At 71.6% G+C, this 15723-nt stretch carries 14 protein-coding genes; 10 read left to right on the top strand and 4 right to left on the bottom strand.

All coding sequences use genetic code 11. The features are described from left to right. Positions 1–51 precede the first annotated feature (51 nt). On the top strand, positions 52–402 hold the full coding sequence (locus tag EKG83_RS16255) for a hypothetical protein (protein ID WP_033431002.1): 351 nt from the start codon (positions 52–54) through the stop codon (positions 400–402). 306 nt (positions 403–708) lie between these two features. Here EKG83_RS16255 and EKG83_RS16250 read toward each other — a convergent pair whose 3' ends face one another. Both EKG83_RS16250 and EKG83_RS16245 read right to left on the bottom strand, forming a co-directional pair. Further along, the gene (locus tag EKG83_RS16250) at positions 709–1635 is read right to left on the bottom strand and encodes a helix-turn-helix domain-containing protein (protein ID WP_033431003.1); all 927 of its coding nucleotides are present in this window, start codon (positions 1633–1635) and stop codon (positions 709–711) included. 49 nt (positions 1636–1684) lie between these two features. After that, positions 1685–2944, bottom strand: a complete 1260-nt coding sequence (locus tag EKG83_RS16245) for a right-handed parallel beta-helix repeat-containing protein (protein ID WP_228122637.1) — start codon at positions 2942–2944, stop codon at positions 1685–1687. Positions 2945–3227: 283 nt separating this feature from the next. On the opposite strand from EKG83_RS16245, the gene EKG83_RS16240 reads away from it, so the two are divergent. The 7 genes from EKG83_RS16240 (at position 3228) to EKG83_RS16210 (ending at position 11440) form a co-directional block, all read left to right on the top strand. Beyond that, complete coding sequence (locus EKG83_RS16240) at positions 3228–5969, top strand: AfsR/SARP family transcriptional regulator (protein WP_033431005.1); 2742 nt, start codon at positions 3228–3230, stop codon at positions 5967–5969. A gap of 244 nt (positions 5970–6213) precedes the next feature. Continuing rightward, a complete protein-coding gene (locus EKG83_RS16235) occupies positions 6214–6609 on the top strand; it encodes a hypothetical protein (protein WP_153278155.1) in 396 nt (131 codons plus the stop codon). Between the two features lie 847 nt (positions 6610–7456). After that, a complete protein-coding gene (locus EKG83_RS16230; protein ID WP_033431006.1) occupies positions 7457–8623 on the top strand; it encodes a glycosyltransferase in 1167 nt (388 codons plus the stop codon). Continuing rightward, on the top strand, positions 8623–9939 hold the full coding sequence (locus EKG83_RS16225) for an aromatic ring-hydroxylating oxygenase subunit alpha (RefSeq protein ID WP_033431007.1): 1317 nt from the start codon (positions 8623–8625) through the stop codon (positions 9937–9939). The genes EKG83_RS16230 and EKG83_RS16225 overlap by 1 nt, the downstream gene beginning before the upstream one ends. Then, positions 9936–10448 carry an aromatic-ring-hydroxylating dioxygenase subunit beta gene (locus EKG83_RS16220; RefSeq protein ID WP_051765719.1) on the top strand — a complete coding sequence of 171 codons (513 nt, stop codon included), beginning with the start codon at positions 9936–9938 and terminating at the stop codon, positions 10446–10448. Before EKG83_RS16225 ends, EKG83_RS16220 begins: the two co-directional genes overlap by 4 nt. A gap of 82 nt (positions 10449–10530) precedes the next feature. Beyond that, positions 10531–10923: a carboxymuconolactone decarboxylase family protein gene (locus tag EKG83_RS16215; protein WP_051765721.1), complete on the top strand. Its 393-nt coding sequence runs from the start codon at positions 10531–10533 to the stop codon at positions 10921–10923. Beyond that, on the top strand, positions 10913–11440 hold the full coding sequence (locus EKG83_RS16210) for a hypothetical protein (protein ID WP_033431008.1): 528 nt from the start codon (positions 10913–10915) through the stop codon (positions 11438–11440). Before EKG83_RS16215 ends, EKG83_RS16210 begins: the two co-directional genes overlap by 11 nt. On the opposite strand, the gene EKG83_RS16205 is transcribed toward EKG83_RS16210, so the two are convergent. Together EKG83_RS16205 and EKG83_RS16200 are read right to left on the bottom strand one after the other, a co-directional pair. Further along, positions 11389–12063, bottom strand: a complete 675-nt coding sequence (locus EKG83_RS16205) for a flavodoxin family protein (protein WP_033431009.1) — start codon at positions 12061–12063, stop codon at positions 11389–11391. The two genes, EKG83_RS16210 and EKG83_RS16205, sit on opposite strands and share 52 nt — an antisense overlap. Positions 12064–12177: 114 nt before the next feature. Continuing rightward, the gene (locus tag EKG83_RS16200) at positions 12178–12801 is read right to left on the bottom strand and encodes a LysE family translocator (protein ID WP_033431010.1); all 624 of its coding nucleotides are present in this window, start codon (positions 12799–12801) and stop codon (positions 12178–12180) included. 666 nt (positions 12802–13467) lie between these two features. On the opposite strand from EKG83_RS16200, the gene EKG83_RS16195 reads away from it, so the two are divergent. Next, positions 13468–14298 carry a ParB/RepB/Spo0J family partition protein gene (locus tag EKG83_RS16195; RefSeq protein ID WP_051765723.1) on the top strand — a complete coding sequence of 277 codons (831 nt, stop codon included), beginning with the start codon at positions 13468–13470 and terminating at the stop codon, positions 14296–14298. Positions 14299–14477: 179 nt separating this feature from the next. Continuing rightward, entirely contained in the window at positions 14478–15701 is a 1224-nt protein-coding gene (locus tag EKG83_RS16190) for an aspartate kinase (RefSeq protein ID WP_033431011.1), read from the top strand. Positions 15702–15723: the final 22 nt, after the last annotated feature.

The raw sequence follows: 15723 nt of genomic DNA, 5'->3' as shown, positions 1-15723 counted from the left end.
GCATGCAGTGCCCGACGTCGATCGGATGGATCGAGAACCACCGGGGGCAAGGTGAAACCTGTCATCGGTTGCGCGCTGGCCGCACTGCTCGCCACCACGTCGACGCTCATCCCCACCTCGGCCCTCGCGGCGCCGGTGGGCGCCACCGCACCGCAGGAGCGGGTGGCCGGTGCGGGCGCCGAGCAGCGCGTCCAGTCGCGGTGCCCGGTGTGGCGGAGGACGACCGCCAACCACTGGGGGCACTACGACGGGCCGCTGGACGGCTACTACAGCAGCGACACGCGCGCACAAGTTCGGACAAGGTCCCCTGCTCGCACCGGGAGGCCGTGGTTCGACGGCGCGACGAGCCTCTGGCCCGAGTACGGCATCATTCACGGCATCCGGTGCCACAGCCGGATGTAGTGGTGCACGTGCCGCGGGCGGAGGAACCGTTCAACGGCACCTGGAACCCCTACCGCAATGGCTCGTACGTGACCGGTTACGGCAACGCGCCGTCCGGAACCGCCTACCTCGACGTCGGGCACGAAGCCACCAGCAGCGACCCCGTGGCCGGCACGACCGGCGGCGAGTCGCGGTTCCGCCACGAGTCCACCGGCGCCTGGACATCCGCCGACGGCAGCCACCGAACGGCATCCCCAACGAGTGCGAACACGCCGCCCGACCCGCACGAAAGGAATTTCGAAAAATCACAACCCGCGGCATCGGGGATCAGGACGGCGGAAGGATCAAATTTATTCGAAACCGTTGTGCGTTCGCCTGCGAGCACGGGCCCTGCACGATTTCCGCGCCCTCCGCCAGTTCCTCGCCGCGCAGACCGAGGCAGCGGTCCGTGTCGCCGACGTGCAGGCGGAGGTCGGGGGCTTCGGGCGGCCCGACCGGTTCCACCAGGAACTTCTGCGTGGGCCGCTCGTCGTCGCAGTCGTCGCGTGGTTCCACGAGGTCGCGGCCGTCGCCGTCGGAGATCGCGGTCAGGCAGCCGATGCCGTGTTCCGGGTGGTGCCACTGGATCTGCACCATGCCGTCGCCGACCGGTTCGAGGTAGGTGCGCGGCAGGGTTCGACCGGCGCAGGGCAGTTGGACGGCGATCTCCGCTTGGTAGCGCCCGGACCGGTCGTGGCCTTCCGTGACGCATTGCGCGAGCGTGCGCGACGGGTGGATCTGCGCCCAGCTGCCGACCGGCAGCAAGGCCAGGCCCGGCACCGCGAGTTCGGGTGTGGGCGCGGTGCGGAAGGCGTAGTAGAGGCCGGCGCCCGCGCCGCCCAGCAGGGTCACGGCCCCGAGGACCGCGAGCGCCAGGACCACCGCGGGGATGCGCTTCGCGCTGGGTTGCCCGGAGGCCGGTTCACCGGCGAGCCGCTTGCGAGTCGCGATCCACAGCCGGACGTCGTCCTCGGTGAGCCCGCACGCCCGCACGAACGCTTCGACGAAACGCTCACGCGGCAGGGTGGACCGGCTGAGCGCGGTGGCGATGGTGCTGGACGGCAGGACTGAGCCATCCGCGCCGGCCTTCCCCTCCAACTGCCGGTAGGTCAGTCCCGACCACTCCCGCAGGCGCCGGAGGGCGGCGGTGTAGTCGGCGGCGGTGGTTGCCTCCTCGGGACGCGGCGGGCCGCTGCTCGCCCCTGGTTCGACCATCGGTCAAGGATGGTGCTTCCCAGGGGCGGCGGTCGATCGGCGAAACGGGTCAGCGGCGCGCGACCGGCAGTTCGTACGCCCCGGCCTCCACGCGACCGTCGAGGCCGACGGGGTTGCCGTCGAGGTCGACATCCGCGTAGGCGGTCGTACCGAGGTCGACCGCCGGGCTGTCCGGTCGCGGCCTCAGGTTCGACGGGCCGGTGAAGCCCGGGTCGTCGACCACGACGTCGGTCGTGCCGGGGTCGAGTTGCAGCAGGCCGTGGAACACGTTGTGATGCGTGGCGGTGAACCCGGGATCGGCGTAGGCGGCCTTGGCCGCCGCCGAGATCACGTTCTGCGCCAGCTCCAGGTGCTCGTCGGTGCAGCCGCCGTAGCAGACGACGCCCTCCGCGGCGGCGTTCGGCAACGACACGGAGTTGTTGCGGAACACCGTCCGCAGCACCGGTCCCTCGTCGGTCTCACCACCTCTGGTCACCAGCGCGGCGTGGGTTCGCGAGCCGAGGATCGCGTTGTACTCGAACACGTTGTCCGCGCTCACGCCGTCCGGGTCGTCCGGCGCGGTGCCGAGTTCGGTGAAGGTCTCGTTGTCCACCGAGACGTTGTGGTGCACGTGGTTGCCCGATCCGTAGTACACCTCCACGGCCGCGCCGTCCTCGCCGTAGTCGTAGCTGGCGGCGATGGACCCGCTGATCCGATTCCACCCGATGTCGGCGCGATCCCCCTGCACGAGGATGGCGAACGCCCCCGAGTCGTCGTACCCGCCGGGCGTGTTCACGCTCATCCGGTTGTTGTCCACCAGGTCGTTGTCCGTGATGACCGCCCCCTCGGACTCCGGCGCGACGTACACCCCGGCGGCCGCACCCGTGACGAGGACCCCCTCCACGCGGTCGTGGTCGCCCGCGATCAGCACGCCGGCCCACCCGCAGCGGCCGGTCGTGGTCTTCGTCCCGACCTGGACGTCGGACAGTCGCACGTGGCTGCCGGCGAGTTCGACGCACCGGTCCGGGTCACCGCCGAGCACGGGCCGCTCCCCCGTCCCGTACGCGCCGATGGAGATCGGGGCGGTCGCCGTCCCCGAACTCCGCACGGTCAACCGCCCCGACCAGGTCTGCCCCCGGCGCAGCAGCACCGAGTCACCGGGCGCCAGCGCCGCGGCCGACACCCGTCCCACCGTCCGCCACGCGGTCTGCGGCGACGTCCCGGCCGCGCTGTCGCTGCCCGCCACCCGGTCCACGTAGTACACCCTGGTCGCCGCCTGCCCCTTCGGTGTCACCCCGCTGAGCAACAGCGCGACAACGACCGCCGTCACTCCCCAATTCCTCCGATTGCGCACGGGTCCCCCTTGTTCGTGTGCCGGACCTCAACGCTAGGACCGCGATCCGGGCCTTCGGCGTGTTCGCCCTGTTCGGCTCTCTTCCGAACAACGCGAACACCGGTCCGGGCGCGTTCGGAACTGTTCGACAAGACCGCAAATCAGCGGGGACGTGGCGCGAGCGGCGGAGTGTGGCACGGCGAACTGGGGAATTTCTGGTATCCGCCTTGTCGACGGCCGTCGAAGTCGGTACCCCGGTACGACGAGGGGAGGAATCCGGGTGGAGGTGTCGTTCGAGTTGCTCGGCGAAGTCCGGGTGCTGGTCGACGGAGTGGCGGTGGACCTCGGGCACGCCCGGCAGCGGTGCGTGTTGGCCGCCCTGCTCGTGGACCACAACCAGCCCCAGTCCCTCGACTCGCTCACCGAGAAGGTGTGGGGGGACCGCGCTCCTCGGCAGGCGCGCAGCACGCTCTACGGCTACCTGTTCCGGTTGCGGCAGGTGTTGGGCGGTGTCCCGGGCGCGGTGATCGGCCGGACGGCCGCCGGGTACGTGCTCCCCGTGGACGCCGGCACCGTCGACCTCGAACGGTTCCGGGCGTTGGTCGAGCGATCGCGCTCCGGTGACGACGACGAGGCGCTGGCGCTGGTCGAGCGGGCGCTCGGGCTGTGGCGCGGCGAGGCGTTGGGCGGGATCAGCGGTGGCTGGGCCGACGCGGTGCGGCAGGGTCTCGACCGGGAGCGGTGGTCGGCGGTGGCCCACCGCAACGACATCGCGCTGCGGTTGGGGCGGCACGAATCGCTGCTGGCCGAGTTGTCCACGCTGGTGAAGCGCGACCCGCTCGACGAGCGGCTGGCCGCGCAGTTCATGCTGGCCCTGCACCGGTCCGGCCGACCGGCCGAGGCGATGGCGCACTACCAGGTCATCCGACGGGCGTTGGCCGACGAGCTCGGCACCGATCCCGGTCCCCGGCTGCGCGAGCTGTACCAGCAGATGCTGGTCGGCGAGGTGGCGCCCCCGGCGGTCGGGCGACCGCCCACGCCGCGGCAGCTGCCCGCCCCGCCCCGGCTGTTCGTGGGCCGTGACGACGAACTGGTGGTGCTGGACGGAGCCCTGGCGCGGCAGGGTGGGTCGCTGGCGGTCGTCGGCGCGGGCGGCTCCGGGAAGACGGCGCTGGCGTTGCACTGGGCGCACCGGGCGCTGGACCGGTTCCCCGACGGGCAGCTGTACGCCGACCTGCGCGGGTTCGACCCGACCGGGCCACCGACGTCGACCTCGGCGGTGCTGCTCGGCTTCCTGGGAGCACTCGGCGCGACCTCCCTCCCGGCCGACGTGGACGGCCAGGCCGCCCTGTACCGGAGCCTGGTGGCGGGCCGGCGTCTGCTGGTGGTGCTGGACAACGCCCGTGACACCGACCAGGTGCTCGCCCTGCTGCCCGGCGGTACCACGTGCACGACGCTGATCACCAGCAGGCACCGCCTGACAGCTCTCACCGCTTCGCGGGGCGTGCCGACGCTCGCGCTCGACGTCCTGCCCGATGACGATGCGCGGGCGCTGTTGTCGGGCCACCTGTCGCCACAACGCGTGTCAGCCGAACCCGAGGCCGTCGCGACCCTGCTGGGGCACTGCGCGGGCCTGCCGCTGGCCATCGGCATCGTGGCCGCACGTGCCGCCGCGCACCCGGGCTTCCCGCTCGCCGCGTTCGCCGACGAACTGGGCGAAGCCGACGGGCTCGACGGGCTGGACACCGCGGAGTTGAGCACCAGCCTGCGGGCGGTGTTCGCCGCGTCGTTGCGGGCGCTGTCGGCGGACGCGGCGAGGCTGTTCGCGCTGCTCGGCATCGCACCCGGCCCGGACATCGGCTTGCCGGCGGTGGCCGCGCTGGCGGACGTGCCGGTGCCGCGCGCGCGGTCCTTGCTGGAGGAACTCGAAACCGGTCACCTGGTGCGGCAGCACGTGCCCGGTCGTTACCGGATGCACGACCTGGTGCGGCTGTGCGCCGCCGAACGGGCACGCGACGAGGAGACCGCCCTCGGCCGGGTGATCGACTTCTACGTCCGGTCGGGGCTGGCCGCCGAACGGGCCCTCTACCCGCACGAAACGCCCGCCGCCGTGTTCTCCGACCAGCCCGGACCGGCCGACGACGGCACCGCCCTGGCCTGGCTGGTCACCGAGTACACCTGCCTGATCGCCGCGCAGGAGGCCGCGGTGCGGGCGGGTGACCACCCGGCGGTGTGGCGGCTGGCGTGGGCCCTGGACACGTTCCAACGCCGCCAGGGCCACCTACACCGCGACCAGATCACCGTGTGGCGCGCGGGGTTGGCCGCCGCGGACCGCGCCGGTGATCTCGACGCTCGCGCACTGGCGTCGTGGCGGCTCGGGGCCGCGCTCGCCCGCGCCGGCGACGTGGACGAGGCATCCCGGCACCTCCACCGCGCGCTGACCCTCAGCCGCGAGGCGGGCGACCCCTCCGGCGAGGCCGCCGTGCACCAGTCCCTGGCGTGGGTCCGGGAGACGCAGGGCGACGACCGACAGGCCCTGCACCACGCGGTGAGCGCCCTCGACGTCCTGGGCACCCTGGACCGCCCGATCCGCCACGCCCACGCCCTCAACCAGGCCGGCTGGTACGCGGCCCGGCTGAACGACCTGGACCAGGCGCGGCACTACTGCGAAGCCGCCCTCTCCCTGGCCCGCGCGCACGCCGATCGCGACGCGGAGGCCAGGACCCTGGACAGCCTGGGCTACATCGCCCACCGCGCCGGCCACCACGACAAGGCCGTGGCGCACTACGAACTGGCGCTCACGCACTTCGAGGACGTGGGCGCCACCTATGACTACGCCGACACCGTGGAACGCCTGGCCGACGCGCACGCCGCCGCCGGTCGCCCGGACCGGGCACGGGAGCACCGGCTCAGAGCGCTCGCCCTGTTCCTGCAGCAACACCGCACGGCCGACGCCGACCGCGTGGCGCTGACCGTCGAAGCCGATGCCCGTAAGCGCGGAAACCCGCGGCGGGGGTCGTAGCCGCGGTCGGCGTCGAGGTACCGGATCGCCGTCGCGGGCTCCCGGAGCCGCTTGTCGGCCCTGCCGGGGAAGACGCCCTGCAGTTTCCTCCCAGGTGCCGGCGGCAGGGTCGACCGCACCGGTGGCTCGATCTCCGCGGGTCACCACTGTTGTGCAGGAGGCAAGGCACGTGATCGCGACCTCGACAGCCAAACGGCTCTTCACCGGACTGCTGCTCGTCCTGGCCCTGGCAGGTGCGCAGGGCGTGGCAGCCGGAACCGCCACGGCGACCCCCGCACCGCCGGCCGCTGCCGCGGACCCCGAGCCGGAGATCAACCAGGCGGTGCCGGGGAGTCCTCCGGCAGGGCTGCCGTGCACCAAGGATCCCTACAACAAGACGAAGATGTGCTGGCAGCACTCCGGCGACATCATCTGGGTGATCAACTACAGCAGCCACTGGGGCGCTTACGGCTACTGGTGGAACTACTACCCGACCGACGGCGACTTCTACCGCCAGGGCCGGTGCATCAGCTACCTGGCCTACAACACCTGGGGCTACTGCAACAAGGACATGCACGAGAACAGCCTGGTGAAGTTCCGGTCGTGCGACGACGACAGCGAGTACCGGCTCTGCTCGGCGATCGAGTCGGCCCGCACCTGACGCCGGAGCACCCCGCGGACCGTCCCCGACCGGGTGGTCACCGACCGGCGGGAACCGGTCGGTGACCACCCGATCGCATCGCGCTTCGTCCACATCGGACGAGGATCTCCACTCCAGGGCCTGCGGGAACACGAACAGTCCTCCAACACCCGTCGTCCGCACCGGGGCATCGCCACCACCCGACCACTACCCCCTCTGCCCCAACCAGCCATCGACCAAGCAGCCGCCACCCGGTTCGACATCCGCCGACGGCGGCGACCGGGCGGCTCCCCCGGCGAGCGCCACCAAGCCACCTGCCCCGCGAGGACGATGTTCCCGGCCGTGGCTCGGTGCACCGGCCAATGCGGGCTGGACGGCGCCACGCCGCAGCGCATCCGGCGCCACCCCGCACCTCCGACCGGCCCAAGATCCCGCCCGCTCCACCCCGGAAGCGCCGCCCCAGCGCCTCACCCCCGTGCCGCGCGGACGAATGCACCGCCGACCGACCAGGCCCCGCGACCCGCCCACACCGGGCCGGCACGGCACCGACCGGAACCCCAGCGGAGCCCCGCCGAAGTGGCGTCCAGGCGGTGGCGGCCAACGGTTGCGGGCCGTTGACATCGATGGCGTGCCCCGGCAGGCTTCGACATCGCTGGGGGCAGGCGGTGAACCCGGTTGTTCCGAGCAGCGTCGACCGATCTGTCCCCTCGGCGAGGGCGAGGAATGCGCAGAACCTCACCGCAACACCAGGACGTCGACGGTCCGTCTCGCCTGCCGCGGATTCCCACCTTTCCGGGAGGCTGAGCCCTGCCGCTCGCGCGTCGCCGTCCCGACTCGTTCCCCGAAGGCATAGCGGACCGGAGATCTGATGCGCGTCGCCCTGCTCACCACGACCCAGCACGGTCACCTGAACCCGTACGTCCCGGTCGTCAACGCGCTCCGCAAAGCCGGCGCCGAGGTCTCCCTGCTGCTGTTGTCCGCGGACGGTGGCGCGCTCGACGAGCAGCGCCGCCAGGCCCTGGGCGAGGCGCAGGTCCACTCGGTCGGGCAGGTCGAGATGGCGCCGTGGAGCGGCGACCCGGCGAAGATCGGCCCGATGCTCCGGTCGTCGCCGGTGGCGGACCGGACCGCCGACGTGCTCCGCGCGACGGCACCGGACTTCGTGCTGGTCGACTCGCTCCCGGTCACGGCGTCGGCCGTGGTCGGCGCGCACGCGTCCGGGGTGCCGTACGGGATGATCTGGGCCAACCTGGGCGGGGTGTGCCCGCGGGAGCACCGGCGAGGTCGCTGGGCGTACGACGAGCAGGTCGGCGACTACCTGACCGGGCACGGCGTGTCGTGGTCGACCAGGACCCACTCGGCGCGTTCGCCGATCCTCAACCTGATGCCGACGATCCCCGCGCTCGTCGGGGACGACGCGGTCACCGACGACGGCGTGCGGCTGGTCGGCCTGCCCGGTGCGGCGGGGACCCGCGGCGACGAGGTCGCCTTCCCGGAACTGGACCGGCTCGCCCCCGACCGCCCGGTGGTGTGCGTCTCCTTCGGCACGATCTTCTACCGGCGGCCGGACCTGCTGCGCACGGTGATCACCGGTGCCGCGGCGACCGGTGCGCAGGTGGTCGCCGCGGTGGGTGACCTCGCCGGGGAGCTGGCGCTGCCCGACGACGTGCTCACCGCCCCGTACCTGCCGCAACGCGAGGTGCTGGAGCGCGCCGACGTGTTCATCACCCACGGCGGTTACAACTCCGTGGCGGAGTCGATCCGGGCGGAGACGCCGATGCTGGTGGTCCCGCTGGCCGTGGACCAGCCCATCCAGGCGTACTTCGTGGGCCGGGCGGGCTTCGGGACGGCGCTGGAGCCGGCCGCCGCCACCGGGCGGGCGGTCACCGACGCCGTCGCCGACCTGCTCGATCCCGCCCGGGACTACCGGGCCCGGCTGCGCGCCGCGCAGCCCGAGTGCGGCGATTCCGCCGCGCGCACGGCCGAGCTGGTCGTCAGCGCGGTCGAGACGCTACAGCGACAGGGGGAGCAGTGATGATCGACCCGCACGGGCCGGTGGGCGACCCGATCGTGTTCGACGACCTCGAACGCCTCTCGTTCCGGGTGGACCGCCGCGCCTACACCGACGACGACCTGGCCGCGTTGGAGGTGACCAGGATCTTCGACCGCTGCTGGCTCTACGTCGGGCACGAGTCGGAGGTGCCCGAACCGGGCTCGTACGTGGCGCGCGACGTCGGCGGGCGCCCGGTGGTCATGGCGCGCGGGTCCGACGGGGTGATCCGGGTGTTCGCGAACAGCTGCACCCACCGCGGGGCGCTGATCTGCTCGGAGCCGTCCGGGCGGGCCAGGTCGTTCCGGTGCCCGTACCACGACTGGACGTTCTCCAACCGCGGCGACCTGGTCGGCGTCCCGCTCCCGGACGGCTACGGGCCGGGCTTCCGCAAGGCGGACTTCGGCCTGGCGCGGCACCGCAGCGACAGCTACCGCGGTTTCGTGTTCGCCACCTTCGACCCGGAGCAGCCGCGCACCCTGACCGAGTACCTGGCGGGTGCGACGGAGTACCTGGACCTGATCGACGACCAGTCCGAGGTCGGCATGGAGGTGATCCAGGGCGCGCAGCTGCACGGGGCGCGGGCCAACTGGAAGCTCATGATGGAGAACAGCGTCGACATCTACCACTTCCGGGCCCTGCACAAGCGTTACGTCGGCTACATGGAGTCGCTGGGGACGGTGCCACCGCGACGCCGGGGCGGCTTCGGCCGCGCCCTCGGGCTGGGGCACGGCGCCAACGAGCTGCCACCGGCGGCGGCCCGCCCGCTCGCCTACTGGACGCCGATGTTCGGTCCCGAGGTCCGGCCGCGGATCGAGGCGACGGCCGCGCGGTTCGTCGACCGGTTCGGCGCCGAACGCGCCGAGCGGATCACCGGCACCAACCGCGCGTTGCTGATCTTCCCCAACCTGATGATCATCGACGCGATCGCGATCACGATCCGCAAGATCGACCCGGTCGGCGCCGACCGGATGGCCATCACCTCGGTCGCCCTGGCACCCAAGGACGAGGACCCGGACATCCGGCAGCTCCGCAAGAGCCACTACCTGACGTTCCTCGGCCCCGCCGGCTTCGCCACCCCCGACGACATCGAGATCATCGAGTCGTGCCAGCGGGGTTACCTCAACCGCACGGTCCGCTACTCGGACCTGTCGCGCGGGATGGACAAGGAGGTCCCGGAGACCACCGACGAGCTGCCCGCCCGCGAGTTCTGGCGGCAGTGGGACCGGCTGATGCACGGCGACGACGGTCACGTCGAGGTCGCCCGCCGGGCCGAGGTGCAGGGGGTGGAGGCGCGATGACCACCGAGCTGACGATCGACGAGTCGGCCCGGGTGCGGTTGTGGCACCGGGTGAACCAGTTCCTCTTCCGCGAGGCGCGGCTGCTCGACGAGTGGCGCCTGCGCGAGTGGTACGACGGGATGCTGACCCACGACGTCCACTACTCGGTGCCGGCCACCGACGTCCGCGGCGAGGCGGTCGACGCGCTCGGCCTCGTCGACGACGACGCCGCCCGGCTGCGCCAGCGCGTCGAACAGCTCCTCAACGGCGAGGTGTGGTGCGAGAACCCCCGGTCGCGGACGAACCGGGTGATCGGCAACGTGGAGGTCCTGGCCGACCGGGGCACGCACCTGGACGTGGCGGCGAACCTCGTCGTGCACCGCTTCGGGCACGGGCGCTCCGACGCCTACGTCGGGAAGTACCGGTGCGAGCTCGTCGTCGAGGGCGAGTCGTTCCGAATCCGCAGGCGGGTCGTGGTGCTCGACCACGAAACGCTCTACGAGCACGGGAAGCTCAGCATCATCCTGTGATCGGACCGTGACGGCGGCCCGGTGGCGGCGCCCCGCGTCGCCACCGGCCGAGCCCTCCCCCACGAGGTCGAGGAGTTGACCGATGACCGAGCCGTCCACCCGACACGAGCGTGGCGAGGCCATGTTCCACCAGGTCTTCGGCCGCGAACCGCGGCCGGGCTCCTACCCGGAGTTCCTGCGGATCACCGTCGACCACCTGTTCGGCGAGATCTGGACCCGCCCGCACCTGAGCGTCGAGGAGCGCGAGCTGGTCGCGCTGACCGCGGTCGCGCTGGCCCGGACCGACTGGGAGCTGCGCGGCCACATCGGCGCCGCCCTGCACCTCGGGATGTCGCGGGAGAAGATCGTCGAGGTCATCATCCAGCTCGCCTACTACGGCGGCTGGCCGGTCGCCAACAACGGGTTGCGCGTGGCCCAGGAGGTCTTCGCCGAACTGGACGCCGCCACCGGGGAGGACGTCGACCATGACCGGTGAACCGGCTCCCCTCGACCCGGCCGAGAAGGTCGACCTGTGGCGCCAGCGGTTCTTCGAGGCGCAGGCGGCCGCCGAGGAGTTCATCATGGGCGAGCACGGCGAGGACGGCGTGGCCGCGTGGATCCAGGCGAACTCCCGCATCACCGCCGAACTGCTGCGAGCGCAGCGGCCGGCCGGCGTGTCCGCCACCGACCACTTCATGACGCGCCTGCAACGCCAACTGCTGCTCTACGACTCGGCGGTGACCAGCGAGCCCGAGCCGTCGGGCACCGTCCTGCGCAACACCGACTGCGGAATCCTCCGGTACCGCGAACGGGCCGCCCGCGCCGGCGTCGTGCTGACCTTCTCGTCACCGTGCTCGTACTGCCAGGAGCTCAACACCGCCATCGCCACCCGCTACGTGGAACCGGACGTCAAGGTGTGGTGCGAACAGGCGGGCGACGGCTGCACCTGGCGCGCCGAATCTCAGGGAGAGGGCACGGCCGGGTCACCGCACCGCGGACGATCCGGCGACTGAACCAACGGCAGTGCCGTCCGCTCGGCCGTCCGCTCGGCCGTCCGCTCGCCGACCGGCGAGCGGCTGCCGTCGAGCGTCATCCCGAGCTGCCGCCCCACGGCCACGCACATGTCGAGCGCCGCGGTGCGGGTCAGGTCCTGGTGGTCGTGCTGGCTGAAGCACGCCGACGCCACGTTCTTGTTGCGCAGGCGCAGGTACCACGGGAACAGCGATGCCAGCGCGGGTTCGGTCAGCATCGTGCGCGAATGCACGATCGTCCCCACCAGCAGACCGCCGAACGGGCGCCGCTCGGCGTTCATGAAGCTCTTCAAGCGCTCCTGGAAGATCTTCAGCACCGCGGGCACGTTCCCCGCGTACACCGGCATGGCGAGCAGCATCCCCCGCGCACCCCCGGCCAGACCGACGACGTGCTCGAAGTCGTCGTCGAGCGTGCACCGGCCCACCTCGGGATCGAGGCAGGTGTCCTCGCCCTCGCACATGGCGATGCGGTGGTCGATCAGCCGGATCCGCTGGACCTCCGCGTCACCGACCTCTTGGAGGACGCCGGTGATCGCCGCGTCGAGCAGCGCGTCGGTCAGCGACGGAAGGCGCTTCTGCGTGCAGGACAACGCGATGATCTTCACCCGGAGGGCCTCCCCTGTCCGCTCGGCGCCACCCGGGACGGCCACCCGACGAAGCCCCCGTGGCCGCACGCCGAGGCGACCTCAACCTACCTGCAACCACCGACTCCCGGGAAGTCAACCGGAGGACACGCCGGCGACGATCGTCCCCGCCAGCACGACGTAAACCGCGCACGCGACGTAGTTCAGCACGGCGGTCGCCTTCGACTCGCCGGTGAAGCGAGCGTGGAAGGAACCCGCCAGGACCCCGATGGTCCCGTAGAGGACGACCTCCGTCAGGACGTTGACGGCACCGAGAACGCCCATCTGCACAACGGGGTTGCCCGCGCTCCCGATGAACTGCGGCAGCACCGCGAGGAAGAACAGGATGATCTTCGGGTTCGTCAGGCTGACGAACACGCCCCGGAGGTACCACCTCCCCGCCCGGAGATCGGTGTGCCCGCTGAGCGCGCGACGCGCGTTGCGCAGGGTGTGGTACGCCAACCACAGCAGGTACGCCGCACCGAAGATCCGCACCGCGTTGAGCACCACCGGGTACGACTGGACGATCTTCCCCATCCCGACGACGACGGCGGCGGCGTAGACGCTCATGCCCGTCCCGATGCCGAGGATGGCCTTCAGCGCGGCCCGGCGACCACCTTCGAGACCCACCGCGATCATGTAGGCCATGTCGGGCCCGGGTGGACCGAGGAAGAGCAGGATCACCGCGATGTAACCCGGCAGTACGCTCAGATCCACCATTATCGGGCACCTCCGACCCCGGTGCGACAGGCAGCCTCTTCACCAGGCCGGCGCAATCGTCGCACCTCCCGAGGCTACCAGCCACGGCGGTTCCGCGTCGGTCGGGAACTTTATCTCTTCAACACCGCGGAGCGAATTAATGGATATGCACGGAAATCGTGGCGCAAAAACTACTCCCCCTCGCCCGCGAGCACAAGGTCTCGCACCCCGCCGACCGCCCACCAGGCGATGCAGCCCCCGCGGCCACCAGCCGCCCCACCCTCGGCACGCCTGCGCCGACCAGCCCCTGGGACGGCTTGCAACATCAGGGTGAAAAAGGTTTGAAACCGAGGAGCAGTGATTTTCGATCGCCACGCACATCGTATCAAGATCTACCGCTCCCGCCGCCGGTCAGCACCGGTCCCGATGTTGTCCGGCAACCCGGTTACCCGGAGCTACGAATAGTTGCCACATGCAGCCGCGAATAGCCGTCCGGGCAAGTTGCAAGCCCTCCGACCGTGGAGTACCAAAGATGTAGGCCAGACATCTGTGGGGATCAAGCAGGAGGCGTCAGACATGAGTGCGGCGACAGGGGACAGCGGTTGCGCATATCCGATTGAACGTCTTGTCGTTCCCGACAATAGTGCGCCGCCACCCGGCACGACCCGGCGCCTCGACGATTTACCGGTGGTGCGGATACCGGTCGGGGACCTCCTCCCCGCCGATTCCCCGCGCCGGTCCGGCGAGGACATGCACCACGTCCGCACCCTCGCCGAGGTGGCGGCCGACCTGCCCCCGATCCTGGTCCAGAAGTCGACCATGCGGGTCATCGACGGCATGCACCGACTGCGCGCCGCGATGCGGGCCAACGCCGACACCGTGCGCGCGAGGATGGTCAACTGCTCCGACGGGCAAGCCTTCATGCTCGCCGTGCGGAGCAACATCGGGCACGGGCTCCCGCTGACGCTGGCCGACCGCAAGGCCGCGGCCCACCGGGTCCTGCTGGCGGAGCCGCGCTGGTCGGACCGCTCCGTCGCCGCGTTGACCGGTCTGTCGCACAAGACCGTCGGCGCGATCCGCCGCCGGTCGACTGGGGAATTTCCCCAGTCGACAGAGCGCCTGGGGCGTGACGGTCGCCTCCGCTCCGTGGTGCCGCGGCCGGTTCCCGCACCCGCCCCGCCGGCGCCCGTGACCCCGACGGCGCCCGTGACCCCGATGGCGCCCGTCACCCCGCCGGCGCCCGTGCGGCTCCCGAGTTCCCCCGAGTCCGCCCGGCACCACCAGCACACCCAGCTGCGCGCGCTGATGCAGGACCCCTCGCTCAGGCTGTCGGAGAACGGCCGGGCGTTGCTACGGTTGCTGTCCACGCGGGCGGTGAGCCCAGGCGACTGGAAGAACCTGCTCAGGGAACTGCCGCCGCACTGCGTCGAGGCCGTCGCCGGCCTGACCGCGCACTACGCCGCCGTTTGGCAGGAGCTGACCGAAGAGCTGAAGGTCGCCCGGGTCGTCGTGAACTGACGAACGTCATCCTCGCCGGGATTTCCCGCGTGGTGCGGGATTCTCCGGCGGCCCCGTTGTGCCCCGGAGCCCGCGAACGCGCTCCCGGGCAGAGATCCGTCCCGCAGCCGAACGAGAACCGATGGGAGATCCGCCATGCGCGAAGACGCGCCCCGCCGACACCCGAGGTCCGGTTGACCATGGACACCGTGGTGCACAAGTACGGCGGCACTTCTCTCACCACAGTGGACCAGGTGCGGGCCGTGGCCGAGCGGGTCGTGGTGGCCTGTGCCGCCACCGGGCGCCCCGTGGTGGTCGTCGTCTCCGCACGCGGCCGCGCGACCAACTCGCTGCTCGAACTCGCGAGCGCGTTCGGGCGCGGTCCGCAGGACCGGGAGACCGACCAGCTCGTGGCCACGGCGGAGGCGGCGTCGGCCGCTCAACTGACGATGGCCCTGGAAGCGCTCGGCCGGCGCGCGATGTCCCTGACCGGGGCGCAGGCGGGGATCCACGTCCGCGGTCCGCACGGCGAGGGCCGCATCTCCGACATCGCGCCCGGTCGGCTGCTGGAGGTCCTGGGCAGGAACGTGATCCCCGTGGTGGCGGGGTTCCAGGGCACGAACGACGACGGGGACGTCACCACGCTCGGCCGCGGGGGCTCCGACACGACGGCGGTCGCGCTGGCGGCGGCCCTGGACGCCCGGCGGTGCGAGATCTACACCGACGTGGACGGCGTGTTCAGCGCGGACCCGCGAGTCGTCGGTCCGGCGAAGGTGCTGAATTCGGTCGACTACCTCGCCATGTCCGAAATGGCGCGGTCGGGTGCGCGGGTCCTGCACCCCCGATCCGTCGCCCTGGCGTTCACCTACGGCGTCGAAGTGCACGTGAGGCACGGCGCCCGGCCAGGGCGTGGCAGCGTACTGACTAAAGAAGGGGTGAGTGCGGTGGAACCCTCGGGTAAGGTCATCGCGGTAACCCATGACCCCGACATCGCCGAGATATGCCTGACCGTCGAGGCGGCCGACCGGCACTCGCTGCCGGACGCGCTCGACAAGATGGCGGAGATCGGCGTCGACGTCGATCTGCTGAGCAGGGTGGACTCCGCCGGCCGGACCCGCGTGCGGTTCACGATACCGCGGGTGCACGTCGACGACGCCGCGGCGGCTCTCCGGCAGATCGGCCTGGTCCCCGAGGTCAACCAGGACCTGGGCAAGGTCTCGCTGATCGACTGCGGCCTGGTGGCCAGCCCGACGCGGCCGGCCGGGGCGCTCCGGGCCCTGGGCGAGGCCGGTATCACCGGGATGTCGGTGCACACGGCGCAGATGCGCACCTCGGTGCTCGTGCCGCTCGACCGGCTCCTGGACTCCGTCGCCGTGCTCCACACGGCGTTCGGGCTCGACTCCCTGCCGGCGGTTCCGAACTAGCCGCCGGCGCACCGGATCCGTT

Origin of the sequence: Saccharothrix syringae, assembly GCF_009498035.1 — a bacterium.
In the GTDB taxonomy this organism is placed as follows: domain Bacteria; phylum Actinomycetota; class Actinomycetes; order Mycobacteriales; family Pseudonocardiaceae; genus Actinosynnema; species Actinosynnema syringae.
Note: the sequence above shows the minus strand (reverse complement) of the source record. Positions and strands in the feature narration are given on the sequence as shown.

Excerpts from the sequence above, each read along its gene's own strand:
- EKG83_RS16250 (WP_033431003.1), bottom strand. The coding sequence starts at position 1,635 with ATGGTCGAACCAGGGGCGAGCAGCGGCCCGCCGCGTCCCGAGGAGGCA.
- EKG83_RS16230 (WP_033431006.1), top strand. The coding sequence starts at position 7,457 with ATGCGCGTCGCCCTGCTCACCACGACCCAGCACGGTCACCTGAACCCG.
- EKG83_RS16225 (WP_033431007.1), top strand. The coding sequence starts at position 8,623 with ATGATCGACCCGCACGGGCCGGTGGGCGACCCGATCGTGTTCGACGAC.
- EKG83_RS16220 (WP_051765719.1), top strand. The coding sequence starts at position 9,936 with ATGACCACCGAGCTGACGATCGACGAGTCGGCCCGGGTGCGGTTGTGG.
- EKG83_RS16215 (WP_051765721.1), top strand. The coding sequence starts at position 10,531 with ATGACCGAGCCGTCCACCCGACACGAGCGTGGCGAGGCCATGTTCCAC.
- EKG83_RS16210 (WP_033431008.1), top strand. The coding sequence starts at position 10,913 with ATGACCGGTGAACCGGCTCCCCTCGACCCGGCCGAGAAGGTCGACCTG.
- EKG83_RS16200 (WP_033431010.1), bottom strand. The coding sequence starts at position 12,801 with ATGGTGGATCTGAGCGTACTGCCGGGTTACATCGCGGTGATCCTGCTC.
- EKG83_RS16190 (WP_033431011.1), top strand. The coding sequence starts at position 14,478 with ATGGACACCGTGGTGCACAAGTACGGCGGCACTTCTCTCACCACAGTG.